This is a genomic window from Candidatus Viridilinea mediisalina, from assembly GCF_002532535.1.
GTDB lineage: Bacteria > Chloroflexota > Chloroflexia > Chloroflexales > Chloroflexaceae > Viridilinea > Viridilinea mediisalina.
This window is the reverse complement of sequence record NZ_NQWI01000017.1, coordinates 44805-69967: the sequence shown is the minus strand read 5'-3', so window position 1 is coordinate 69967 and position 25163 is coordinate 44805. Positions and strand designations below refer to the sequence as shown.

Below are 25163 nucleotides of genomic sequence, written 5' to 3'. Positions count from 1 at the left end.
GCTTATCGGAGCGGTGCCCCGTCCTTCATCGGCACGTAGCGCCAAGGCATCCATCGTGTGCTCATCATGTCTTCCCTCCCTTGCCGCGCGAGGCGGGGGAAGGGAGACGGTAGGTATCATCATCATGAGCGACCCGCCACGGCGCAATGCCGGGCCAAGCCTACTCATGCAAAACAATTAAATCCACGCGCGCTTCAGTTGGTAAGGTACGACAAGGTTTGGGCGAAAAAATAGGGTGCAGGCCGTAGCACTGCCCCATTCACCTCACACCTCAGGTTGTTGCACAGCGCCCCATATGGAGCGTCCTGCTCACAGGGGGGCAGTATACAGGTAGTAGGAGGATTTGTCAAGCGGAAAAAGGGGGGGTGGGGGAACATGGTCCCCCCCACATCTAATCAATTTTGGCATACGCAGGCAGCGTCAAGAACTCCACAAAATCATCACTCGTGGTAATGCCCGCAAAGAGTTCAGCGGCCTCTTCGTAGCGCCCGTCGTTGAAGGCGCTTCCCAAGTGCGTGCGCACCTTCTCTAGCTCTTCGGGCAGCATCTGGTTGAACATCTCAACCGTGACTTTGCGCCCATCATCGAGTACACCCTTGGGACTACGGATCCACTGCCAGATCTGGGCCCGCGAAATCTCGGCGGTGGCGGCGTCTTCCATGAGGTTAAAGACGGGCACACAGCCGTTGCCCGCCAGCCACGAGCCGAGGTACTGGATGCCAACGTTGATGTTCATCCGCAGGCCCTGCTCGGTGATCGGCGCTTCCGGCCCAAACTTGAGGATGTCGGCAGCCGTAATCGCCACGTCGTCGCGCTGACGCTCGATCTGGTTGGGGGTCTGCATCACGGCATTGAAGGCGTCCATAGCAATCGGCACGAGGCCGGGGTGGGCTACCCAGGTGCCGTCGTGACCATCGTTAGCTTCGCGCTCCTTGTCGGCGCGCACACGGGCTAGTGCCGCAGCATTGGCCTCCGCGTCATTCTTGATCGGAATCTGCGCCGCCATGCCACCCATTGCATGCGCCCCGCGGCGGTGGCAGGTCTTGATGCAGAGCAGCGAGTAGGAACGCATAAAGTGGGTCGTCATGGTCACCAGGGCCCGGTCGGCCAAACAGAAGTCGGGATTGGTGCGGAACTTCTTGATACAGGAGAAGATGTAGTCCCAGCGCCCGCAGTTGAGCCCCGCCGAGTGGTCGCGCAATTCATAGAGAATCTCGTCCATCTCAAAGGCGGCGAGGATCGTCTCGATCAGCACTGTGGCCTTAATCGTGCCCTGCGGCAAGCCCACATACTCTTGCGCCATCACAAAGATCTCGTTCCAGAGTCGGGCTTCGAGGTGGCTCTCCAGTTTGGGCAGGTAGAAGTAGGGGCCACCCTGCACCTCAATCGCCTGCTTGCCATTGTGGTAGAGGTAGAGTGCAAAGTCGAAGATGCCACCCGAAACCACTTCACCATCCACGGTAACGTGCTTTTCATCGAGATGCCAACCACGCGGGCGCACAAAGAGCAGTGCTGTCTCGGCGTTCAACGCATACTGCTTACCCTCAGGCGAAGTGAAATCAATCGTGCGGCGCAGAGCATCGCGCAAGTTGATCTGCCCGCCCACCTGATTATCCCAATTGGGTGTATTGGCATCCTCAAAGTCGGCCATAAAGACCTTAGCCCCCGAATTGAGCGCATTGATGATCATTTTGCGATCAACAGGGCCAGTAATTTCAACCCGGCGATCATTGATCTGCGCGGGGAACGGCGCGATCTTCCAATCGCCAGCACGCACCTCAGCGGTTTCCGGCAGAAAATCGGGCAACTTACCCGCATCAAGGGCCGCCTGGCGCTGCTGACGAAGCGCCAACAACTCCTGGCGGCGCGGATTAAAAGCACGGTGCAACTTGGCCACCAACTCCAACGCCTCCGGCGTCAGAACCTCGGCATACTCCGGCGTCACACGGCCCGTGATCGCCATCCCGGCGGGTACCTTCAGATCACTCATTGATCTTTATCCTTTTCCGTTGGGTGGAAACAGTTTCCACAAAACTTGATGGTAAAAAGTGGGAGAACCATGTTCTCCCATGCCCACTTACGCGAACCTGTATCCCAAAAAGGGGGTGTGGGGGAACCTGGTTCCCCCGCTAGGGGTGTGGGGAGCCATGGTCTCCCCACGCCGAAGAGGGGGTGTGGGGGAACCTGGTTCCCCCGCTAGGGGTGTGGGGGAACTTGGTTCCCCCAAATTCACTCAAAAACGGGGGTGTGGGGGAACCTGGTTCCCCCAAATTCACTCAAAAACGGGGGTGTGGGGGAACCTGGTTCCCCCACGTATACCCAAAAGAGGGGGTTCGGGGGAACATGGTTCCCCCACCTTCTAATGGAACTGCTCGGCCTCAGTCGAACCGGCGAGCGCGGTGGTCGAAGAGGTACCCCCGGAGATGACCATGCTCACCTCGTCGAAATAGCCAGTGCCGACTTCGCGCTGGTGCTTGGTGGCAGTGTAGCCCTGGTCTTCGGCGGCAAACTCGGCCTGCTGCAACTCGGAGTAGGCGGCCATGCCGCGATCCTTGTAGCCGTGGGCAAGCTGGAACATGCTGAAGTTGAGGCTGTGGAAGCCCGCCAGGGTAACAAACTGGAACTTGTAGCCCATTGCACCAATGGCACGCTGGAAGCGGGCGATGTCTTCGTCGCTCAACTTCTTCTTCCAGTTAAAGCTGGGCGAGCAGTTGTAGGCCAACAGCTTACCGGGGAACTTGGCGTGGATGGCATCGGCGAAGCGCTGCGCCTCCTCAATGTTGGGCTCCGCCGTCTCGCACCAGACCATATCAGCATACTCGGCATAGGCCAAGCCACGCGCAATCGCCTGCTCCAAGCCGGGCTTGACATAGTAGAAGCCCTCGGGCGAGCGCTCGCCAGTGAGGAAGGCGTGGTCACGCTCATCAACATCGCTAGTCAACAGATTAGCAGCGTTGGCATCGGTGCGGGCAATGATCAGCGTAGGCACCCCCATCACATCGGCGGCGAGGCGGGCAGCAATCAGATTGCGGACAGCCTGCTGGGTGGGCAGGAGCACCTTGCCACCCATGTGGCCACACTTCTTCTCAGAGGCGAGCTGGTCCTCGAAGTGGACACCAGCGGCACCAGCTTCAATCATCCCCTTGGTCAACTCAAAGACATTGAGCGGGCCACCGAAGCCAGCCTCACCATCGGCAACAATCGGCGCGAACCAGTGGGTATCACCCGTACCCTCAGCATGCTGAATCTGGTCGGCGCGCTGCAAAGCCTGATTGATACGCTTAACCACCATGGGCACCGAGTTGGCCGGGTAGAGGCTCTGGTCGGGGTACATCTGGCCCGCGAGGTTGGCATCAGCGGCCACTTGCCAGCCGGAGAGATAGATGGCCTTGAGGCCAGCCTTGACCTGCTGCACGGCCTGATTGCCCGTCAGCGCACCAAGGGTATTGACAAAGGGCTCAGTATTGAGCAGGTGCCAGAGGCGCTCGGCACCCATACGTGCCAGCGTCGCCTCAGGCTGGACAGAACCACGGAGCCGGTAGACATCCTCGGCACTATAGCCACGGGCAATCCCGGCAAAGCGCGGCGTATCCCAACCGGCGGCAATCTGGGCTATCTGCTGCTCACGATCCATTGGAAGAGGTCCTTTCTTACACTACAACACCACGTAATACAAGCCTAGCCTAAGAGTCTGTCTGAAAAGCTCGTGGGTATGCGTTGGAGTGCCGGCTTTAGCCGGCTGAAGCCGGCACTCCAACGTCAGTTCATAGACTTTTCAGACAGCCTCTAAAGTACTAACGACCGCGCCATGCCAAGCATAGCGCGGTCGCACCAAAGAGTTCTGTTGTCGCCATATGGGGAGACACTGCGGCACCCTGCCCAACCTCTGCGGGGCTGCCGTGCCCCTCGCTTGCACACAACACCTATTATACTACATAGAGAGTTACAAGGGAGTTACAAATTCCATAGGGTGGTGAGGGTTTTCATTATGTGGAAAACTAACCACCCTACGGATTAGGCTGGCTGCTATCGGGCGGGGTAGCCGGCATGGGCAAAAGCGGCGCAATGGGGGTAACCAAGCGATCCACAATGTTGCCCAGGCGCAAGAACTGCGGACCAAGTTCCGTCTCGGCCAGCGGGATATTGACCGGAACATCAAGTTGGATCGGAATCGCAGTAATCAATTTGACATCCATGTTCAGGTCAACCGGCAACTCAAGGCCCACTGGTAACTCAATGTTCACCGTAGCATTGAGATTACCACCGCCACCAGGGAAGGTAATCTGGGCCGGGGCTTGCAGCGGCACCGGCTCGGTGAGTTGCACCACATTGCGCGGGGTCATAATCGTATCACGGTTGATCGGTACATCAAGCTCTACGGGTAAGCTCGTATCGAGCGGCACCGTATAGATAATCGTAGAATCTTGCAGCTTAACCACCACATCTTGCAGTTCGGCAACATTGTTTGCTGCAAAGGTTGGCCCCAACTCACTCAGGCCCGCCACCTGATTGCGATTGAGCAGCAGGATACCCACCAGCACACCAACGACCACAATGAGTACCGCATTGATCAGAAACGATGTCCAGATCATTGCTTTGTAGAGCGGTGGCAATGGAGCATAGGTTAGTGCCGGAGCAGATTCGGTCGTATCAGCCATGGGTCTCGCGCTCGTCTCAGCAGCCATAGCGAACCTCCTTGGAGAACGGCAGAACAGGGAGCAGAAGAACAGGGGAATAGGGGAATAGGGGAACAGGGGAACAAGAGAACAGGGGAACAAGAGAACAGGGGAACAAGAGAACAGGGGAATATGGTTTCAGAAATGGCCTTTCAGCATGCCGCACCCCTACTTTCCTCTTTCCTACTTTTCTCTTTCCTACTTTCCCCTACCCCCCTAGCATACCATATCGTTGCTACGATAGTGTGTCGTGAACGATACACCGCATCTCTTTGGCACTTGTCCCACCAGCACGTTGTAGGTATGCTACACTAACGGTAAACTATAATGCCCTATTTCCTATTTCCTCGCTTCTGTATCCTTGCCCGAGGAGAGCTATGAGCCGTGAAGAGATGCTTGCGACCCTGCGTACCAGTCTGGCGGCAACGGGTCAGTGGCTTACTGAGGAGGCCCGACGGGTGCCCCATGTGCCGCCTTCGTTTGTGATGCCTGCTGAGATGAACCTTGTAGCTCAGTTTGTGGCTGAATTGACGAAGTTAGAGGCTCGGGTTTATCGGGTTGAGCAAGAGGCCGAAGCGCTTACGACCCTGGCGCACCTGTTGCAAGCACGTTCAGCCCAACAGATCATTGCGTGGGATTTGGATCAATTAGATCTCCCTGGGCTTGATGCGTTGCTCGTTGAACATGAGGTGGTCTTGCTCGATCCATGGGTGCGCGATGAGGGCCGTAAGGAGCGCCTGCAAGCCCTTGAACCTGCGCCGGTCTGCTTGTCGGCAGTAGATTGCGCTATTGCTGAGAGTGGTACCCTAGTGGTGCGCCACGGCCCTGGACGACCGCGCATTGCTTCGTTGCTCGCCCCCACCCATATCGCGCTTGTCCGTGCCGAGCAGATTGTGCGTGGCCTTGGTGATGCACTCGCCCTACTACGCGAACGCCATGGAACCCAACTCTTCGACCAGACGAGCAACCTTACCTTGATTAGCGGCCCATCGCGCACGGCAGATATTGAACTCACGCTCTCGTTGGGCATCCACGGCCCACCAGAGTTGCATGTCATCTTGTTCTGAATCAAGGGATGATTTCAGAACACGTTACAGTTTGGCGACATTCAGCGCATCCTGATGCCGCAAACCTATTTTCTATTTGCTCGTTTCTGTATCCTTCCCTAAAGGTAATACTATGGGTCAATTGCGTTTTGATCAGCGTTGGCTGATTCTGGTTGGTTTGATCATTGTGCTGGCAAATGCCAGTGCCTTGCCCTGGCAGGTGGTCGCGCTCTCACTCGCTGGCGTTGGGGGCTGGTTGCTTTGGACCGCTTGGCAAATGGCGGGCGGGAGCAGCCTCTTGGGCCGTGATGCGGGCCATGTGACCTATTGGCGCGGGCAGCGCATTGAGCGCCCCCCTCTGCCTCGTCAACGGCGTCCTACCTCATGGCCTAGCCTAGCGCCCATTCTGGTAATTGGGCTCTTCGGCGCAGCTTTGGTCATGGCTGGTTTGGTTGTGTTCCTGCGTGCCTTTGAGCTCTGATCTCCGAACTCCTGAGCAGCTTCTGAAAAGCCGGGGGGCACACGCTGGAGTGCCGGCTTTAGCCGGCTGAAGCCGGCACTCCAACCCCATAGACTTTTCAGACAACCTCCCGAGAATCGCTAGGGGCGGTACCGCTTCAACGGCACCGCCCCCAGTGAGAGAGGAGAAGGAGATACTCTGAGTATAACATCCCGCCGCTATTTTGCATGTGTGCTAGATTACATCATAGATGACATCTGCTTCATCTTCAGCGACAAGGCTTACACCTATGGGCTTTCTTGAAGGTCTGTTGCAACGCAAGGGTCTGATTACGGAGCGCCAGGATGCGTTGCTGGCTGAATTACGCACTGTGTTGGAACAACTCCTGGTTGCCTTTGAGCGCTTTGGTGCTGATGTTGATCCTGCTGATCAGCGTACTGTGCAAGACACCCTCGATCATCTGGAGGAGCTCTTCCTGATTGTGATCGCTGGCGAGTTCAATTCGGGTAAGTCCAGTTTCGTCAATGCGCTCCTGGGTGAGCAGGTGCTGCCTGAGGGGGTGACGCCCACCACCGATGCGATTACACTGCTCAGCCACGGTGATGAGGTTGCCAGCGAACTGCGCTCCAGTGGTCTGCGCGTTACGACCTTCCCGGCTGATGTGTTGCGCCAGTTGACGATTGTGGATACGCCTGGTACCAATGCGGTGATTCGTCACCACGAGCAGTTGACCCGCGAGTTTATTCCCCGTGCCGATCTGGTACTCTTCGCTACCTCAGCCGACCGCCCCTTCACAGAGAGTGAGCGCGGGTTCCTTGAGTTGATCAAGGAGTGGGGCAAGAAGATTACGATTATCCTCAATAAGGTGGACATCCTGAATGAGCAGGAGCGTGAGCAGGTGGTTACGTTCATCCGTGAGCATGCCCGTACTCTGCTTGGGGTGACGCCCGACATCTTCCCGGTCTCGGCGCGCCTTGCCACCCGCGCCCGCCAGAGTGAGGGGGCCGAACGGGAGCGCCTCTGGGAGGCGAGCCTCTTTGGTGCAGTGGAACACTATGTGGTTGATACGCTCGATGAGGAGACCCGCGTGCGCCTCAAGCTGCTCTCGCCCCTGGGGGTGGCCCGTCGGTTGAGCGGTAAGTATATGGGCGTCACGCAGGCCCGCTTAGAGACCCTGCGTGAAGATTTGACTACGATGGATAATGTTGATCAGCAGCTTGAGATGTTCAAAGCTGATCTGAACAATGATGTCAAATACTATTTGGGAGAGATTGACGAGATTCTGCAGAAATTCCACAACCGTGGCGATGCCTTCTTTGAGGAGCACATCCGGCTTGGGCGCTTGCGCGATCTGATGAAGGGCGAGCAGTTCCGGGCGCTCTTTGAAAAAGAGGTTGTGGGTGATCTCAATGAGCAAATCGATGATAAAGTGCAGGCACTGATTGATTGGCTGGTGGAAAAGAACCTACGCCTGCAACAGAGCATTGATGAGTATATCAAACGGCGCGCCAGCCAGCACAGTGAGCGGCTGATTGGCGCTGTGGGTGGCAGTTTCGACTACAACCGCCGGGCATTGCTCGACTCGCTCGGGCGCACCGCAAGTGACGTGGTAGCAAGCTACGACAAGCAGCGCGAATCGGCGGCGCTGGCCGAAGAGGTGCGCGCCTCCTTGGCGGCAACGGCGATCACCCATGTGGGCGCGGTGGGGCTCGGGGCGACGATTGTCACCCTAGCGCATGCGGTCTGGCTCGATTTCACCGGCATTCTTGCGGCAACGGCGATAGCGATTGGTGGCTTTGCCCTGCTGCCAGCCAAGAAGCGCCAGGCGAAACGGACCCTCCGCACCCGCGTAGACGAACTGCGTGAACAGTTGCGCCAGGGCATTGAGGGCCAGATTGAGCGTGAAGTCGAACGTTCCATTGGCCAAATCCGCGAACGCAATGCCCCCTTCACCCGCTTCGTGCGGGCCCAACGGGGCCAATTGAGCGAGTTGCAACAGCGCTTTGCCGACCTCGACACCAGCCTGGGGCGCTTGCAGAAGGAGATTGAGGGGTGATTAACCGACGTTTTGCCCTCTTTGCCTGGGCCAATGTGGCCTATAACCTGCTCGTGATCATCGGAGGGGCCTTTGTGCGAGCCACCGGATCGGGGGCTGGTTGCGGCGACGATTGGCCGCTCTGTGATGGCCAGGTGATCCCGCGTAACCCCGACATGGAGATGATGATCGAGTTTGGCCACCGCCTCACCAGTGGCTTTGCACTGCTTGGCACGCTGATCATGCTGATCTGGGCCTTCCGCGTCTACATCCCAGGCCACATTGTCCGCCGCTCGGTGATTGTTGCAATGGCCTTCATGATTATCGAAGCGCTGCTCGGTGCCGCCCTCGTCGTACTCCAACTGGTGGCAATGGATACCTCGATCAACCGTGCGGTCATGATGGCCTTGCACCTCGTCAACACCTTCCTGCTGCTCGGAGCATTGACGCTCAACGCATGGTGGGCCTCTGGCGGTGCGCCTATCAGTCTGCAAGGCCAGGGCCGCCTCTTCTGGCCCTTGGTGTTGGGCCTGGTTGGTGCCTGCATCGTCGGTGCCAGTGGGGCGGTCACAGCCCTTGGTGACACCCTGTTACACCATGGGGCCCTACCGGGCGGCATCGATCAACCAATGAGCCGCGATGCCCACCCCTTCGTCCAGATGCGCCTCTACCACCCGATTACGGGCCTGCTCTTGGGCATCTACGTCCTCTACTTGGTACGCCTCGTTACCAATCTATGCCCTGATCCACAGGCACGTCGCTTTGGCACGGGGCTTGTAATACTCATTTTCATTGAGATTATCTTAGGCGGATTGACCGTAGCTTTGCGTGCGCCCATTTGGCTCCAACTCGTCCATTTGTTCATGGCCGATCTGGTCTGGATCTGCCTTGTACTATTGAGTGCAGTAGCACTGGCAAAACCGAGCGATGCACGGATCGGGAGTCCACAAACAACGAGAATGGCAGTACAAGTATAAGGAGTTTTCCCCGATGACCATCTTGCTTCAAGCGAGCGACCTCGCCGCCCTTGCGCCAACAGCATTACCCACCTATCGCCAAGAGCGCTATCAGGGTGATGCGATGGACATAGCGCTCGACGCTTTCGATCCAGAACATCGGGTAATCCTGCAGCAGATGTACGCCCTACTCACACAGTTACGCCAACTCAGCGATCCGCATCAGGCCCAGCCAGTTGGTTTAGACACGATCCAACAGATCTTGCGTGAACACGAGTGGAAGCGGCTGGTTGATGGGATGCGTACCATCAGCCTACCCGCCACTGCACCAATTGATCCATTGCGTGCAAGCCAGGTGCTGCATGATCTGCGTGGTGGCGCACTTCAGGCGATTGTCCTCCTTTTAGGTTTAGTAGACTTAGGGATTACGGGTGAACAAGACCTGCTGCGCCTTTGGCTACTGAGTCGTGATCACCTCAAGATCTTCCGCAACGCGCTCACTGATATTGATCCCGAAGGGAGTGCCCTAGACCAAGCCCATAATCTGCATCACATTAACCTGATCCTCGAAAAGTGGCAGCAGGCGATCTATACCCTCAGTGATGCCCAAGCGACGATCCATGTTGACTGCGCCTTCGATGGCTATGTGGCGGAACGCTGCCTCGAATTTGCCGCCCTGGATCGCATTCTCTACAATCTGATCAACAACGCGGTACGCCATAGCCCCGATAGCGAAGTGGCCCTAGCCATCCTGCCGCTTCCAGCCGACAAGCCAAGCCAACTGCGCCTTGGCGTCGCCAATCGGCTGACTCCAGCGCAACACATGCGCCTCAATCAATTGGTCGAAGGCGATCACAAACGGCTCTTTGCCGGTGGCCTTACGATTGGCGGGAGCGGTCACGGCTTGCGCATCTGCGCCGATTTTGTGCAACGGGCCTTTGGCCTACGTCAACTCGACCTTGCCCTCGCCATGGGCTACCTGGGGGTCAGCGTCCCTGATGAACGAATTATCTTCTGGGTGCATTGGCCAGTGGCTGGTGAGTAGGTAGATTGTGACCATGCCCTATTTTTCCTTTGTCTATCCTGAAATGCTCTGGTTGCTGCTGATCGTTGGGTTGATCTGGTTGGTCGCCCTTGTGACGCCGCGCCGCGTGGCCCCATGGCGTTTCTGGACGAGTTTGGGGCTCCGGACGCTCCTTGCCTTGGCGCTGGTGCTGGCGGTCGCTGGGGTGCAGTTGGTCTTGCCGGTTCAGCGTACCACTACGGTCTTTCTGCTTGACGGCAGCGATTCGGTGCCCTCGGTAGCGCGGGCGCAGGCTGAGGGTTTTATTCAGGCGGCGCTGGAAGAAATGCCCGAAGGTGACCAAGCTGCCATTGTGGTCTTTGGCGGCAATGCGCTCGTTGAACGTACCCCCAGCGACGAGCGCCGCCTGGGGCGGATTAGTTCGGTTCCGATTGCGACGCGCACCAATGTTGAAGCGGCGTTGCAGCTTGGGCTTGCGCTCTTTCCCACCGATACGCAAAAACGCCTCGTGCTCCTCTCTGATGGCGGTGAAAATGAAGGGCGTGCCGTGGATATGGCGCGCCTAGCGGCGGCACGCGGCATACCAATTGATGTTGTACCGCTCGATATCGATACGGGTGAGGCTGAGGCACTGGTCGCTTCGGTCGAGGCTCCCGCCCACGCCCGCGAAGGTCAGATGGCTACGGTTGTGGCTACGCTGGAGAGTACGGTTGCCCAGCAGAGCCTCGTGCGTCTGATTGGCGATGAGGGTATCTTGCAAGAGCGCGTGGTGAGCCTCGATGCGGGGGTGAATGAGGTGCGCTTTCCCGTAGAGGTGCAGGGCTTTGGCTTCCAGCGTCTGCGTGTCCAGATTGAGCCTGAACAGGATGGGCGCATCCAGAACAATGAGGCCGCCGCGCTCATTCGGGTTGATGGCCCCCCCCGTGTTCTCCTCGTCGCCCAACAACCGGAAGATGCCCAAGCGCTCGCCCAAGCCCTCGCAGCCACCAATATCAACCCAGAGATTATTGCGCCTGAACTGATGCCCGCGACTGCATTGGGCTTGAGTGTCTACGATGCGCTGGTACTGGTCAATACGCCTGCGCGGGCGCTGCCCGCTGGGGCGATGGCGGCGCTGCCAAGCTATGTGCGCGATTTTGGTAAGGGTCTGATTATGATCGGCGGACGCGATAGCTTCGGCGTCGGTGGCTATGGCCGCACGCCGGTTGAAGCGGTGCTGCCCGTTGATATGGATGTACGCAGCCAAGAACAGCGCCCCAATCTGGCGATGATCTTCCTGATTGATAAATCTGGCTCAATGGATGCCTGCCACTGCAACGCCGCCGATCTCAGTCCCGAAGCGCTCAATACGCGCAAGGTAGATATTGCGAAAGAGGCGGTGGCTCAGGCAGCAGCGGTGATGAGTCCTGAAGATACGCTGGGGGTGATCTCGTTCGATACGCGCGCCTTCCAGACCATTCCGCCCGCCAGTGGGCTCACCGTCGAGCAGGTGGTCAATGCGCTCGATGGGGTGCAGCCCCACGGCTCGGCCAATATTCGTGCGGGCCTCACCGAGGCTGAACAACTGCTTCAGGGCATTGATGCCCGCATTAAGCATATTGTGCTGCTCACCGATGGCTGGAGTTCTGGAGGCACCCACACCGACCTCGCCGAGCGACTGCGCGAACAGGGCATTACCCTTTCGGTGGTTGCGGCGGGCGGTGGTTCTGCCGATTACCTCGAACGTCTCGCTGAAGCGGGGGGCGGGCGCTACTATCCGGCTGAGGATATGGCCGAAGTGCCCCAGATTTTTGTCCAAGAAACTATTACGACAGCCGGGAATTATATTATTGAACGTCCCTTCTTCCCCATCGCACTTGGTCAGCATGCGATCTTGCGCGGGCTAGGCGGCTTGCCTATGCTCTATGGGTACAATGGGGTAACCGCGAAAGACACGGCCCAGGTGGTGCTCAAGACCGACAACAACGAGCCGCTCTTGACCGTCTGGCAGTATGGTTTGGGCAGCAGTGCTGCTTGGATGAGCGACACCCGTGGTCAATGGGCGCGCAACTGGCTCACCTGGGAGGAATTTCCACGCTTCGCTGGCCAAATGCTGGGGGCGGTACTGCCCAATCCCAATGATCAGACCATTACCCCAGAAGTGCTGGTTGCGGGCAGCGAGACGACGCTCCGCCTCACGGCGCCCGCTGATGCTGAGGAGCGCCTAGCTCGTATGGATGTCACGGCCAATGTGCTCAATATGGCGGGCGAAGTGGTAGCCGAGGATGTCCCTCTGTCGCAGGTTGGCCCCAGTAACTACCTGGGCCGTTTTGCTAGTCCCCCACCCGGCACCTACGTCGTGCAACTTCGCGGCGTCTATGGCGATGGGACGCCGCTGCTGAGCATGCTCGGCATGGTGGTGCCCTACTCGGCAGAGTATCGGGGCAATCCGGCCAACCCGGCCCTGCTGGCCGAACTGGCCGCACTCACAGGGGGCCAGCAGTTGCTGGCGGCGGCTGAAGCCTTTGCCCCCACCGCCACGCCGGTGACCCGCGCGCAAGAATTGGGCCTCTGGTTGCTGCTGCTGGCCTGCTGCCTCTTGCCCTTCGACATTGCTGTGCGGCGGCTGTTGCTGCGCCGCAGCGACCTGGGGGTATTGGGCCAACTACGCATGCCGCGTCGCGCCACACCCGCACCCGATCCCACGCCGGCTGATGTAACCCTCAGCCGCCTACAAGGGGCCAAACAGCGCGTCGGAACGCGCCTCGGCCCAAGCGAGGCCGAAGCGCCGCCCCCAGCCCCACCACCAGCCCCCAGCCCGCCAGCATCAGCCCCCAGCCCGCCCACACCGCCCGTGGAGCTTGCGGGCGAAAACCCCCTCGAACGCCTGCGCCTCGCCAAAGAGCGTGCCCGCCGTAGGGCTGCGGGCGAGCGCGAGTAGAGGTACAGAGTGTTTTACCACAGAGGCACAGAGAGCACAGAGGATGGTAGAGGCTATCTGAAAAGTCTGTGAACTGGCGTTGGAGTGCCGGCTTCAGCCGGCTAAAGCCGGCACTCCAGAGGCACAGAGAGCACAGAGGATGGTAGAGGCTATCTGAAAAGTCTGTGAACTGGCGTTGGAGTGCCGGCTTCAGCCGGCTAAAGCCGGCACTCCAGCACGTACCCACGAGATTCTTAACCTTCACGCTCCAAGAGCATACGCTTACGCGCCAAGCCCCAGCGGTAACCGCCGAGTCTGCCGTTGCCACGAATCACGCGGTGGCATGGGATCACGACGGCAACCGGATTGGCGGCACACGCCCCGGCAACCGGGCGGGCCGCACCAGGCCGCCCAAGTTTCGCTGCAAGCGTACTATAGCTCATAGTTTGCCCATAAGGAATGGCTTGCAACTCCGCCCAAACCTGGCGCTGAAAGGGGGTGCCTTGCAGATCGAGCGGCAAGGTCAACGTTGCCGTGGGGTCAGCAAGATAGGCCATAGCAGCCGTAAACAGCGGATCGGACGCAACATCTACGAGCAGCAGCGCTGTCTGTGCAAAACGTACCATCAAGCGCTCGCGCAAACTCTCGGCATCATCGGCCAACTCGAGCGCACAAATCCCTTGGGGCGTAATCACAATCCCAACCCAACCAATGCTACTTGGCGCTATCGCATAGCGCAATGTTGTACTATCCAAATCTCTGTGTCCTCTGTGCCTCTGTGGTTAAACACGCGGCACCTCTACCCGCCACGCAAGGGTCTGATTGGCATAGAAGGGTACCACCGTGCCATAGCGTGCTGGCACCTGCCATGCCTCTTGGCGCAGCGTCACCGGCTTGGCGGGCGGGGTAAAACCGTAGACCGCACGGGCATTGTCGCTAACAAAGGCTTGCAAACGCTCAAGCGCGTGGTGGCGGGCAAAGAGATCAACAAGCAGGGGCAGAATAACCGGCGCAGTAAAGACACCCGCCGCACAGCCAGCCGCCTCCTTGCGATCCACCGGATGCGGGGCCGAATCGCTGCCAAACATGAGGCGCGGCTGGGCCGCCAAAGCTGCCGCCAACAGCGCCTCACGATCTTCAGGCCGCTTCGCAATCGGCTTGCAGAAGAGATGCGGGCAGAGCAGCCCCCCCGCCACATCATCAAGCGTAATCAGCAGATGGTGCAACGTTACCGTAGCCGCCAGATTGGGGTAGCGCTGCAACAACTGCAACGCGCCTGCGGTGGTGATATGCTCCATCACAATGGTCAATTGCGGAAAGCGTTGTGCCCAGCGTTCATAGACCGGCAGAAACTCAGCTTCACGATCAAGCACAAAACCATGGCTCTCGCCATGCACAAGCAACGGAATGGCGAGGCGTTCAAGCAGGGCCAACGTTGGCTCAACCGCAGCAAGGTCACTAACCCCCCCGGCGCTATTGGTGGTTACCCCATCGGGATAGAGCTTCACCCCAATGATATGGGGGCGGGCAGCGCGTAGGCTTGCCTCATCATAATCCTGAAAAAAGAGCGTCATCAAAGGCAAAAACTGATGCGGCTGGGCAGCAGCCACAATCGCCTCACGGTAGGCCAAAAGGCGTTCGAGCGACGTTACCGGCGGCACAAGATTGGGCATCACCACTGCTGCGGCAAAATCACGCGCACTCAGCGGAGCCACTGTTTGCAGCATCGCCCCTTCGCGCAGGTGCAGATGCATATCGAGAGGAGCATGTAGGGTTATTTCCATAATCCCATTGTACCCTACAAGGCCATAATAGGGTGTGCGAGGGAACCAGGTTCCCTCGCACACCCTAACTACACATGTTGGTCACACCCAAATAAATTTTAGGGCGGTAGCCCCAAAGATATGCTATCATGCAAAACAATTCGCAGCACCGCCGCAGCGGTTTGGAGGGAGGGTATGAGCGATCCGCGCGACGAACAGAACCAGCACGATAAGACGCAACGCCTACCCCCACACGAAGGAGGGCCACCCAGTGGCGAGGCCCGCCGTACCGAGCGCCTCGCACCTTCGGGGGATGAGTGGAACCAGACCGAGCCGGTGAATCCTGGTTGGCGCAAGGAACGCTCCGGCACACGGCGGGCACCGAAGCGCAAGGGACTACCCAATTCCCCCCAAGAGTTTCAACTCTGGATGCAAGCGGGAGGCTGGCGTTACCTTGCGGGAGTTGCCGTCCTCTTTGTCTTTCTCCTCATCGGCCTGCTGGCCTTCTCGCGTAGCGAACAGCGCGAGGCTGGCTTTGATTTTGAAACAACCGCGCCCACCGTGGGCGCACCAGTGCTTAGTGGCAGCAATGATCTTGAAGGGCAACCCACCGTTACCCCTGAACCACCACCAGCCCCACCCCGCTTCGTCGTGGTTGGTACCGGCGGTCAAGGCCTCTTTCTGCGCTCAGAAGCTCATATCAGTGGTATCATTGTCGCTACCCTGCCCGAAGGTACCGTCGTTGAACAGATCGGCAGTGACATCGCCCAACCCGACCGCCTCTGGCGTCAGGTGCGCATCCCCGACGGACGCGAGGGTTATGTAGCCGCTGAATTTCTCACGCTGGCACCATAACGTTAACGTTGAATGAACCTATGGCAAAAAAATCTTCTAAACAGAATCAACCCAACCCCGCATTGCGTCTCTCTACCCTGAGTCCGCGCCTCAAACAGTTGACGGCGGATCAAGCATTGGCCCTTCCAAGCCTTGAGACAGAACTAAGCCGTTTGACCAACGGCCTCAAGCCTGCCTCATTCCTGCCGATCTTGGTCAATACCCTCGTGCTTCTGCCCGATCAACAGCAGGAACGCATCAATCCATCAATCGGCCAGTGGCTCCAAGCCCAAGGCTTGATTGATGCCCTCGCGCAACTAGAGGCGAATCAGAATTTTACTGGCACCAGCCGGAACCTGGTACGACACTGGCTCGAAGCGGCAGGCACAACCCTCGCTCCCATCGAAGAAGTAACCCCTGATGATCTCTTCATCGCAGCCTATACCGTTGGCAATGAATCACAAAGCTCCCTTGCGCTCTTCTGGTACAAAGATGAGCGTCGCCGCCAAGTGCAGAGCCTGATGTTCCTAATCGATCATGAACCTCCATGGGAAGGCGCACTCAAAGATATTGCCTACAAACCTTTCCGCAATGCCGACATCGCTATGGAAGAGTATTTTAAGGTATGGGAAGATGCGCCAGATCCTCCAGAAGAGCTTGATCGCGTTGATGCCATGCAGCAGTTCTGGGCAAGCCTGCGTCAGAACCAAGCCCAAGGCATCAGGCTTCCTGTTGACTTCATTGCAGTGCTACCCCAGACCTTGGTAGCCCTCTATACCCTCTCGGATCATCCAGAGGTTTCTCCCCTGAGCCAAGAAGAGTTGCTCGCGTTGGCCCAAGAGGGGCAATCCCCTGAGAGAATACGCAAGGAAGAGCAACTGCATGGATACCAGATGCGTCGGCCTGACGGTTCAGTCATGCGGATTATGCGCCCCCCTGATGAGCCCCTTTGAGCTATAAGGGATGGGGTGCAAATGGTTCGAGATCACTTTACCGTATTAGGTAGTGCCGACTTATGGTGTTCCAGAAATTAATCCGGTGTCGCGGCACGGGCTAGACCTGATAGATATGCCAGATTTGCGAGGTCTGGTTAGCGGATTATTTACTGGAAGACCATTAGTCGGCTGAGGTCGCCGACAACCCCCGGAAGCCGACTAAAGTCGGCACTACGACGGTAAAGCTGAAAGCCATGTAGATAGGGCTTCCCTCGTGGTGAACCTCGCCCGGTTTGGGCCATTAGGTAGTGCCGACTTTAGTCGGCTGAGGTCGCCGACAACCCCCGGAAGCCGACTAAAGTCGGCACTACGACGGTAAAGCTGAAAGCCACGTAGATAGCGTTGTGCGTGCCTTGTCATGCTGAACAAGGAATTTCCCTATGGTTACCTCTGCCCAACGACGTGCAACCCTCTTTGTCACCTGTATTGTGGATCAGGTCTATCCAACGATTGGCCAAGCAAGCGTACAGTTGCTCGAAAGCCAAGGGGTTCGCGTGCATGTACCCAAAGGCTTGACCTGCTGCGGTCAAATGGCGTTCAACGCTGGGTTCCGCGACGAGAGCTATGCAATTGCAGCCCGTACCATCGAAGTCCTACGCAACCAAGGTGACGTAGTATTGCCCTCTGGTTCGTGTACAGCAATGATCCGCCATCTCTACGCCGAGCTTTTCGCCCATAGCCCCTACGCTAACCTTGCCCACGAGTTGGCTGGGCGCACCTATGAACTGAGTGAGTACCTTGTGGATCGCTTGGGCGTCAGTGATGTAGGCGCACACTACCAGGGGCGCATTGCCTACCACGATGCCTGCCATGGTCTACGCTACCTCGGTGTAGGCCCACAAGCACGCACCCTACTCAATGCCATACGTGCTGCCGAAGTGCGCCCCCTCGACGGTTGTAGCGAATGTTGTGGCTTTGGTGGCCTCTTTGCGGTCAAACATGCCGCCATCTCAGAAACAATGCTCGCCCGCAAACTCGCACAGATCGAAGCCAGTGGGGCCGACCTCATCGTTACGGGCGATGCCTCTTGCATGACCCAGATCGCTGGCGGGCTCTCGCGCCAACAGAGCAACGTCCGTGTCCTCCATATTGCTGAGGTGTTGGCTGAGGTCGAGATACAGAGGATTACACCACAGAGGCACCGAGGGCACAGAGTTTTTACTTAGAAGCTATCTGAAAAGTTAGTGGGTACGCGTTGGAGTGCCGGCTTTAGCCGGCTGAAGCCGGCACTCCAACGCCAGTTCATGGCCTTTTCAGACAGCCTCTTAGGATAGGGATGGTTTCAGGGCATTTACCGTCCTTGCCGGAAGTGTCAAAATAATACTACTTGCCCTCCTCTGTGCTCTCAGTGCCTCTGTGGTAAAATTCTCTGTACCTCTCCACAAACTCTCTCTCACCGCTCTCGCTCACGCCGCCGCTCGCCCCACACATTGATCCAGATGCCCACCATCATCACAGCGGCACCAAGCAGCACCAAGCCATCAAACGGCTCTTGGTAGAAGAGCATCCCCACCACCGCGATCAGCGGCAAGCGCAAAAAATCCATCGGTACCACCACAGTGGCATCCGCGAGGCTCAAGGCCCGCGTGAGGCAGTAGTGTGCGCTCAACGCACACAAGCCCACCAAGACCAACCAAGGCCACAGCGCCACCGCAGGCACCACCCAATTACTCAAGGTAGGGATCAAGGCCAAGGGCAACTGAATGATCGTCATGTAAAACAGGATGCATATGGGTGTATCATGACGCGCCAAACGCTTCGTCAGAATATGGGCCACCGCAAAGCCCATTGCACCCAACAGCACCCCCAAGGTTGCCGGATGCAACTCCTGAAAACCGGGACGCAGGATGATCAGCAGCCCCACCATGCCCAAGCCAATCGCCAGCACCCGCGTCCGACTCATGCGCTCACCCAACCATAACGCCGCCAAGAGCGCCGTCCAGATCGGTGCGGTAAACTCGAGCGCAAAGACTTCAGCCAGCGGGATCATGGCCAGCCCGTAGAACCAGCCAAACTGCCCACCGAAATGGGCCAGGTTACGGCCCACATGCAGCCGCCATTGCTGCGTACGCAACTGGCCCCAGCCTGTCCGCCCCAATAACCCAACCAGCAGCAACACCCCGATCAGACTACGAAAAAAGAGAATCTGAAAGGTACTCAACTCAGCCGCAAGCTCGCGCCCAGCCAGCGCCATGGTCGTAAACGAGACCAAAGCCCCCACCATCCAACCTGCCGCCCGCAACATCGCACTAGGTGCAGATCGGATGCCTATATTATCGTTCATGTCGTTGTGCTATTACTGGTACAATTGGGGAGCGTGTACGTGCGGGAAGCGGGTTCCCGCACACACCCTTCGCTAACACACCTGGAGGTACGCGATGCAACCAATCAACGCTCCCTCTGTTACCCACACAGGACATAGCTACTACCCAGAGGCTGATGGTCAACCTATGGCTGATAATACGCGCCAGTTTCGCTGGATTGTGTTGATAAAAGAGAACCTAGAGACCCTCTTCCAAGCCCATCACGATGTCTTTGTTGCAGGCGATCTGCTCTGGTATCCTGTCCAAGGCCACCCTGAGATCTGTCGCGCCCCAGATACAATGGTGGTCTTTGGGCGACCCAAAGGTGATCGCGGCTCCTATCGTCAATGGGAAGAGCAAAACATTGCCCCCCAGGTGGTCTTTGAAATTCGTTCGCCTGCAAATGGCTTCAAGGATATGTTGGAACGCCTTGAGTTCTATGATCGCTATGGGGTTGAAGAGTATTATACCTACGATCCTGATCCGCAACGCCACGATCTTGCCGGTTTTCAACGCAGCAACGAGCGCTTGCGCCCACTTGAAAACATGCACTGCTGGGTCAGCCCGCGCCTTGGTATTCGCTTTGAACTCAGCCAAGCCGAGTTGCAACTCTTTCATCCCGATGGAACGCCTTTCCGCAGCCACCAAGAACTGAGCGCCCAAGTGGCCCAAGCCGAGCAACGCGCCGCCCGTCTAGCGGCGCGCCTGCGCGAGTTGGGCATCGAGCCTGATTAATCACCAAGTTCCTACACAGAGCCTAGAGGCATCCTAAGCGGCTATCTGAAGATTCGATGAACAAGCGCGTTGGAGTGCCGGCTTTAGCCGGCTAAAGCCGGCACTCCAACACCTGCTCACTAGCTTTTCAGACAGTTTCTAGCGCTCAACCGGATAGCCCGCCGCTTCCCATGCCTGAAAGCCGCCCTCAAGCGCCAGCATAGGCGGGTAGCCCAACTCCATAAAGATCTGAGCCCCACGCATGCCCGAATCGGGGCGTACTGCATCACCATACGCGATCAGCACCACCCCCTCTGGTACCTGCTCCAGAAGGGTTTCAAGCTCACGCGAGGTAATGGTTAGCGCTCCCGGAATATGGCCAGCACGAAAATCGTTGCCCATCCGTACATCAATAAAGAGCGCCGTTCCTGCATCAAAATGGGCGTGTGCCTCGCTCGGACTGATCACGAGTACCACTGGGCCATCCGGATTCAGCCCCCCGTGGCTTGGCACCTCCTCCTCCGCCACAGGCAGCGCCGTCGCTGCCACTGGTGGCCGTAGACCATCAACGCCCCCAGTGAGCAGCAGGGCCACGAGGGCGGCCATCAGAACCAAGCCACCCACCAGTGCCAGCGGCAACCAACTACGCCGCCCCTTGGTCACTACTTCTTGCTCTTCTTCATCTGTTGTTACTGGCATGATCTACACTTTATCAATAGTGTTGCTATGTGTTGGGTGGTGGCGGCGTAGCCGCCAACACCCAACACATAGCAGTTTTTTAGGAAGTCAAACGAAACGCCTAAAATACAATTCCCCTGCCTCTTAGCGTAGATGCAGGGGAACTGATCTCGTCACTCATCACTCATCACTCAACTCAGATTACGGCTGGGTCGTCTCCTCCTCATCAGCCGCTTCGCCTTCCGCTTCATCCTCATCAACGACCACTTCCTCTACTGGGGCGGCTACGGTGGGTAGGCCGCGCTGCACCAGGAGATCCATGGCTCGCTCAATCGGTAGGTGTACATTGCCCTCAACGGTGTAGCCATAGCCGTCGTCGTCACCGAGCAGACGCAGATCACGCTGCTCATACTGGCGATAATCCACACCCGGAAGGGGGCGCACCTCAGGCGGGCCGGGCACGCGACCAGCCAACAGGACAAGGAGACTAACGACCACAAAGGTGCCTAAGAGGGCCGCCATAATCGGCTGGGCCGACAGACGCCGCTTCGCTGCGGGCTGGTAGGAAGCCTGCGGCTGCGGTCGCTGGAATGAACCCTGGTAACGGTAACTCATTAGTGGTGACCTCCGGCATGCAGGCTGTCAAAATTGGGGTCGTTCATCGGCAAGAGCGGGGCGCGCTGCATGTTCCAAGCCCAGATCGCCAACCAGATTCCAAAGAGGCCGATTGGCGCGGCAAAGTTGATGAAGTGGATGTCGCTCAGGTTCGTGTGGAACTCAGGCAAAATGACCCACGTCATATCCACGAGGCGGAAGAGGAGAATCCAGGCCGCCACGATTGCCAAGTAACCCAGGTTGCGCTTCGGCTTGCGCCCAAGGAGCGCGAAGAAGGGGCCAGCGAAGGCAAAGGCCATCAGCGCCAAGGCGACAAAGACCCAACCGCCCTCTTGACGCCGCACATACCAAGGCGTAAACTCGGCCACGTCGCCCGCCCAGATAATCACGAACTGCCCGTAGGAGATGTAGGTCCAAACGACGGTGAAGCCAAAGAGCAGCTTACCCAAGTCGTGAATGGCCTTAATCGGTACATGCTCCTCGAAGGTCGGGGTACTGCGGAGTTGGCTCAGCATCAGCAGCAGGAAGGCCAGGGTACCAAGGCCACCATTGACCATGTAGTGCGCCCCGTACATTGTCGAGTACCAGTGGGCATCGAGCGAGAGGCCCACATCAAGGGCGAAGAAGGTAGTGGTCAAGACGAAGAGGGCAGCGCCCGCACCGCTAATGCGGCGCATCCGCTCACGACATGCCTCCGCATCGGCACCGCGATCCTGCTGTAGCGAAGCTGCCCGCAAGAGCAGCGCCAGCCCGCTCCAGATCAGAAAATAGATCGCCATGCGTGACGCGAACCAGACCGGGCTGAGCCACGGCGTCTTGTGCGCCACCAGCGGATCAAAGTTCTCAGCCCCAGGCGTCACCACTGAGGGATCGGCCCACTGATAGATGAAGCGGTCAAGCTGCAAGGGGCTATTATAGGCAAACATGACCACCGGCAGGCTGAGCAGAAAGAAAATGGGCATCGCCAACGCGCCCGCCTCAAGCATGCGCCGGGCAGTGATACCCCAAACGCCCCCCGTGAGGTGCTGAATCATCAAGAAGATCAGACAGCCCAAGGGGAAGGCCATCGTGAAGTAGAAGCCAAAAATGTACGATTCGGCAAAGAGCAGCGGATCCATCGTAAATCCGAGGGCCAGCAGCGCCAGGCCAACCACCGCAGCGCCAATGCCGATCATTTGGATGAAGTTCAGCTCAGGGGCGCGGGTTTGAGAGAGCGTCGAAGTTGCCATACTCGATAACTTTCCTGTATCCTCGTCTTAGTTGTTCCCCAAATTTCCCCGCCTATCCTGGGGCACATCGTCAATGGTCGCATTCTGGCTCAACTGCAAGGCCCGGATGTAGGCCGCAATTGCCCAGCGATCTTCGGCGCTAATGCGCGAAGCATACGAGTACATTGAGCGGAAACCATCCTGCTCGGGGTCGCCCCGGTAGACGCCGACGGTCATAATGTTAAAGAAGTGACCAAGCGACGCATCACGCAGGCGCTGCTGGTGGAAGTTGGCCGGCACGATACCGCCCCGCTGGGCAATCACGCTCACCCCATACCCCGCATGGCCATGGCAGACCGCACACCAGATGTTGTACTGAGCCTGGCCACGCTCCAGCAATTCACGGGTCAACTCAAGCGGCAACTCATCGCCCGGCACCCCATCAACCAAACCGGTCAAGAAGTATTCGTCGTAGAAGGCCGCATTCACCGCCACTGCGCCCTCGACATTGGGCCGCGAACCGCGCCCATCTTCAAAGAAACTGCTTGGCTCATACGTCCGGATGCTCGGTTGGTTGTACATGTCAAAATGGCAACCTGAGAGCAACAGAACCAAGAGCGCAAGCCAACTGTAGCGAAAGAAGCGTCGAAAGCGATTCAAAGATTGCATCTGCATCATCGTCCCCTATTCGGCGACTTCAGTCACCTGCATCGGGCCAAGGCTACGCAGGAATGACGAAGTCTGAGCGCGGTCGAAGAGCGGGTCGGTAGCCTCAATACAGAGGAAAAAGGCATCCTGTGAAGCCCGCTCGAAACGCGGCACATTGAACACCGGATGGTAGGGGCTCGGCAGGCCATTGAGAATCACCATCGAGATAGCCGCCGTAAACGCGGCCATCAGGATGCCCATCTCGAAGGTGATGGGGATCATTGCGGGCCAGTTGGTAATGTCGAGCGGACGCCCACCAATGTTGAGCGGGTAGTCAATAACATTCCCGATGTACTGCAAAATGAACCCCGTCGCCGCGCCAGTAAGCCCGGCAATCAGCACCAGACGGGGGACGCCAGTATCACCGGGGGCAACCTCCTCGATCACCTCCTCAATCGGGAAGGGCGAGAAGGCATCCATACGGGTGTAGCCCGCATGTCTCGCGGCATGGGCTGCTGCGATCAGTTCGTCCGGGGTTTCAAACTCGGCCATGACCCCGTAGATACCATCTGCTCGGTTCTGCATAGTTCTACTTCCACTATCCAGGCTAAACGGGGGCGAGGCGCAACGCCCCCGTATCGCACTCCTGCACTAGTCCGCCGTTGCGCCGCCATGGCCCGCTTCGCCATGGTGCTTCTTCCGGTTCATCCGCTGCTGCTCTTGGTGCAAGAACATTCGCATCTCGAAGATGTTGATCATCGGAAGCACGCGAACGAACAGGAAGAGCAGCGTGAAGAAGAGCCCGAAGGAACCCAAGTAGAGCGACCAGTCCCAGAAGGTCGGGTTGTACTGGCCCCACGACGAGGGCAGGAAATCACGCTCAAGCGAGATGACGATGATCACGTACCGTTCGAGCCACATGCCCACGCTGACAATCAATGAGATGACAATCAGGGCCGGGATACTCTGGCGCACCTGTTTGAACCAGAGGGGCTGGATCGCTACTGCGTTACAGAAGAGCAAGCCCCAGTAGGCCCAGGCACTTGGCCCATACAAACGGTTGTAGAGCAGGTATTCCTCGTAGGTGCTGCCACCATACAACGCTGCCCAGACCTCCATAAAGTAGCCATAGACCACCACCATGCCGGTGGCTAACATCACTTTCGCCATGACATCAAAGTGGCGAATGGTGATGTAGTTCTCGAAGCCGTACCATTTGCGTACCGGGGCCATCAGCAGGATCACCATAGCAAACCCGGCGAAGACGGCACCTGCAACGAAGTAGGGCGGGAAGATGGTCACCTGCCAGCCAGGCACCTGGGAAATGGCAAAGTCGAGCGAGATGATCGAGTGAACCGAGACCACCAGCGGGGTCGAGAGGCCCGCCAGCAGGAGCGAAGCCATCTCGTAGCGGTGCCAGTGGCGTGCCGAACCGCGCCAACCCAGCGCCGCAACGCCGTAGATACGCTTGGCCCAGATATTCTTCGCCCGATCACGGAGGGTCGCAAAGTCAGGGATGAGACCAACCAACCAGAAGACCAACGAGACGCTGGCGTAGGTCGAGATGGCGAAAACGTCCCACGCCAGGGCGCTACGGAACTGCGGCCACATGCCCATCGTATTGGGATAGGGCATCAGCCAGTAGAAGAGCCACGGGCGTCCAAGGTGCAGGATCGGGTACATACCGGCACAGGCAACGGCAAAGAGCGTCATCGCTTCAGCAAAGCGGTTGATCGAATTACGCCAACCCTGGTTCAGCAGCAAGAGAATGGCTGAAATCAGCGTACCAGCGTGACCAATACCGATCCACCAGACGAAGTTGATGATGTCCATCGCCCAGCCAACTGGGATATTAATACCCCAGATACCGACACCTTTAATGAAGAGCCAACCGATTGATACGAAATACACCATCAAGAGAATGAAGGAGATGGTGAAGCCCACCAGCCAGCCCCGTGAGGTCTGGAGCGGCGATACTAAGGGAACATCGCCGATCTTGCTGGACATTGATGCATAGGTCTCACCTTCAAGGAGGTAAGACTCTCCGGGGTCGGGCTGCGGGCTGGTGCGGATAGGTTGCGCCTGTGCCATCGGCTATCCTTACTTTAGTCTACTGGCTCGCCATGGGGCTACTGCCGGGGCGGGTGGGCTAAGAGGCTGTCTGAAAAGTCTACAAACTGGTGTTGGAGTGCCGACTTCAGCCGGCTAAAGCCGGCACTCCAACGCGTGCCCACTAGCTTTTCAGACAACTTCTAAAACTTCGCTACGTAACAAGGAACCAAGCGTTACTATCTATCGGGCTGCGGAGG

General features: G+C 58.0%; 22 protein-coding genes. 10 read left to right on the top strand and 12 right to left on the bottom strand.

The features are described from left to right. Positions 1-391 precede the first annotated feature (391 nt). From aceB to CJ255_RS06015, 3 genes are all read right to left on the bottom strand, one after another. Positions 392-1990, bottom strand: coding sequence for a malate synthase A (aceB, locus tag CJ255_RS06025; protein ID WP_097643185.1), 1599 nt, complete (start codon positions 1988-1990; stop codon positions 392-394). Positions 1991-2359: 369 nt separating this feature from the next. Next, positions 2360-3634, bottom strand: coding sequence for an isocitrate lyase (gene aceA, locus CJ255_RS06020; protein WP_097643184.1), 1275 nt, complete (start codon positions 3632-3634; stop codon positions 2360-2362). 373 nt (positions 3635-4007) lie between these two features. After that, complete coding sequence (locus CJ255_RS06015; protein WP_245863215.1) at positions 4008-4685, bottom strand: hypothetical protein; 678 nt, start codon at positions 4683-4685, stop codon at positions 4008-4010. 368 nt (positions 4686-5053) lie between these two features. Here CJ255_RS06015 and CJ255_RS06010 point away from each other — a divergent pair, with 368 nt between their 5' ends. The 6 genes from CJ255_RS06010 (at position 5054) to CJ255_RS05985 (ending at position 13117) form a co-directional block, all read left to right on the top strand. Further along, positions 5054-5743, top strand: coding sequence for a LutC/YkgG family protein (locus CJ255_RS06010; protein WP_097643183.1), 690 nt, complete (start codon positions 5054-5056; stop codon positions 5741-5743). Between the two features lie 112 nt (positions 5744-5855). Further along, a complete protein-coding gene (locus tag CJ255_RS06005; RefSeq protein ID WP_097643182.1) occupies positions 5856-6203 on the top strand; it encodes a hypothetical protein in 348 nt (115 codons plus the stop codon). 268 nt (positions 6204-6471) lie between these two features. Next, complete coding sequence (locus CJ255_RS06000; protein WP_097643181.1) at positions 6472-8238, top strand: dynamin family protein; 1767 nt, start codon at positions 6472-6474, stop codon at positions 8236-8238. Next, positions 8235-9194 carry a COX15/CtaA family protein gene (locus CJ255_RS05995; RefSeq protein ID WP_097643180.1) on the top strand — a complete coding sequence of 320 codons (960 nt, stop codon included), beginning with the start codon at positions 8235-8237 and terminating at the stop codon, positions 9192-9194. The genes CJ255_RS06000 and CJ255_RS05995 overlap by 4 nt, the downstream gene beginning before the upstream one ends. A gap of 13 nt (positions 9195-9207) precedes the next feature. Continuing rightward, positions 9208-10218: an ATP-binding protein gene (locus tag CJ255_RS05990; RefSeq protein ID WP_097643179.1), complete on the top strand. Its 1011-nt coding sequence runs from the start codon at positions 9208-9210 to the stop codon at positions 10216-10218. A gap of 13 nt (positions 10219-10231) precedes the next feature. Then, positions 10232-13117 carry a VWA domain-containing protein gene (locus tag CJ255_RS05985; RefSeq protein WP_097643178.1) on the top strand — a complete coding sequence of 962 codons (2886 nt, stop codon included), beginning with the start codon at positions 10232-10234 and terminating at the stop codon, positions 13115-13117. Between the two features lie 233 nt (positions 13118-13350). On the opposite strand, the gene CJ255_RS05980 is transcribed toward CJ255_RS05985, so the two are convergent. Then, positions 13351-13851, bottom strand: a complete 501-nt coding sequence (locus CJ255_RS05980) for a methylated-DNA--[protein]-cysteine S-methyltransferase (protein ID WP_217352408.1) — start codon at positions 13849-13851, stop codon at positions 13351-13353. A gap of 27 nt (positions 13852-13878) precedes the next feature. Continuing rightward, positions 13879-14880 carry a dihydroorotase gene (pyrC, locus tag CJ255_RS05975; RefSeq protein WP_097643177.1) on the bottom strand — a complete coding sequence of 334 codons (1002 nt, stop codon included), beginning with the start codon at positions 14878-14880 and terminating at the stop codon, positions 13879-13881. Between the two features lie 174 nt (positions 14881-15054). Here pyrC and CJ255_RS05970 point away from each other — a divergent pair, with 174 nt between their 5' ends. From CJ255_RS05970 to CJ255_RS05960, 3 genes are all read left to right on the top strand, one after another. Next, positions 15055-15714 (top strand): SH3 domain-containing protein, encoded by a 660-nt coding sequence (locus CJ255_RS05970; RefSeq protein ID WP_165774583.1) that lies wholly within the window; start codon positions 15055-15057, stop codon positions 15712-15714. Positions 15715-15734: 20 nt separating this feature from the next. Next, a complete protein-coding gene (locus tag CJ255_RS05965) occupies positions 15735-16646 on the top strand; it encodes a hypothetical protein (protein WP_097643175.1) in 912 nt (303 codons plus the stop codon). Positions 16647-17068: 422 nt separating this feature from the next. Then, a complete protein-coding gene (locus CJ255_RS05960; protein WP_097643174.1) occupies positions 17069-17854 on the top strand; it encodes a (Fe-S)-binding protein in 786 nt (261 codons plus the stop codon). Positions 17855-18081: 227 nt separating this feature from the next. Here the strand turns inward: CJ255_RS05960 and CJ255_RS05955 are convergent, their stop codons facing one another. After that, positions 18082-18972, bottom strand: a complete 891-nt coding sequence (locus CJ255_RS05955) for a DMT family transporter (protein ID WP_245863214.1) — start codon at positions 18970-18972, stop codon at positions 18082-18084. Positions 18973-19066: 94 nt separating this feature from the next. Between CJ255_RS05955 and CJ255_RS05950 the strand changes: the two genes are divergently transcribed. Beyond that, positions 19067-19726, top strand: coding sequence for a Uma2 family endonuclease (locus tag CJ255_RS05950; RefSeq protein WP_097643172.1), 660 nt, complete (start codon positions 19067-19069; stop codon positions 19724-19726). Between the two features lie 138 nt (positions 19727-19864). Here the strand turns inward: CJ255_RS05950 and CJ255_RS05945 are convergent, their stop codons facing one another. From CJ255_RS05945 to nrfD, 6 genes are all read right to left on the bottom strand, one after another. Beyond that, positions 19865-20404: a rhodanese-like domain-containing protein gene (locus tag CJ255_RS05945; RefSeq protein WP_097643171.1), complete on the bottom strand. Its 540-nt coding sequence runs from the start codon at positions 20402-20404 to the stop codon at positions 19865-19867. Between the two features lie 180 nt (positions 20405-20584). Next, positions 20585-20998, bottom strand: a complete 414-nt coding sequence (locus tag CJ255_RS05940) for a hypothetical protein (RefSeq protein WP_174714058.1) — start codon at positions 20996-20998, stop codon at positions 20585-20587. Then, positions 20998-22227, bottom strand: coding sequence for a hypothetical protein (locus CJ255_RS05935; protein ID WP_097643170.1), 1230 nt, complete (start codon positions 22225-22227; stop codon positions 20998-21000). Before CJ255_RS05935 ends, CJ255_RS05940 begins: the two co-directional genes overlap by 1 nt. A gap of 27 nt (positions 22228-22254) precedes the next feature. Beyond that, entirely contained in the window at positions 22255-22875 is a 621-nt protein-coding gene (locus CJ255_RS05930; protein WP_097643189.1) for a c-type cytochrome, read from the bottom strand. A gap of 15 nt (positions 22876-22890) precedes the next feature. Next, positions 22891-23439, bottom strand: coding sequence for a DUF3341 domain-containing protein (locus CJ255_RS05925; protein WP_097643169.1), 549 nt, complete (start codon positions 23437-23439; stop codon positions 22891-22893). 66 nt (positions 23440-23505) lie between these two features. Beyond that, a complete protein-coding gene (gene nrfD / locus CJ255_RS05920; RefSeq protein ID WP_097643168.1) occupies positions 23506-24945 on the bottom strand; it encodes an NrfD/PsrC family molybdoenzyme membrane anchor subunit in 1440 nt (479 codons plus the stop codon). Positions 24946-25163 lie beyond the last annotated feature (218 nt).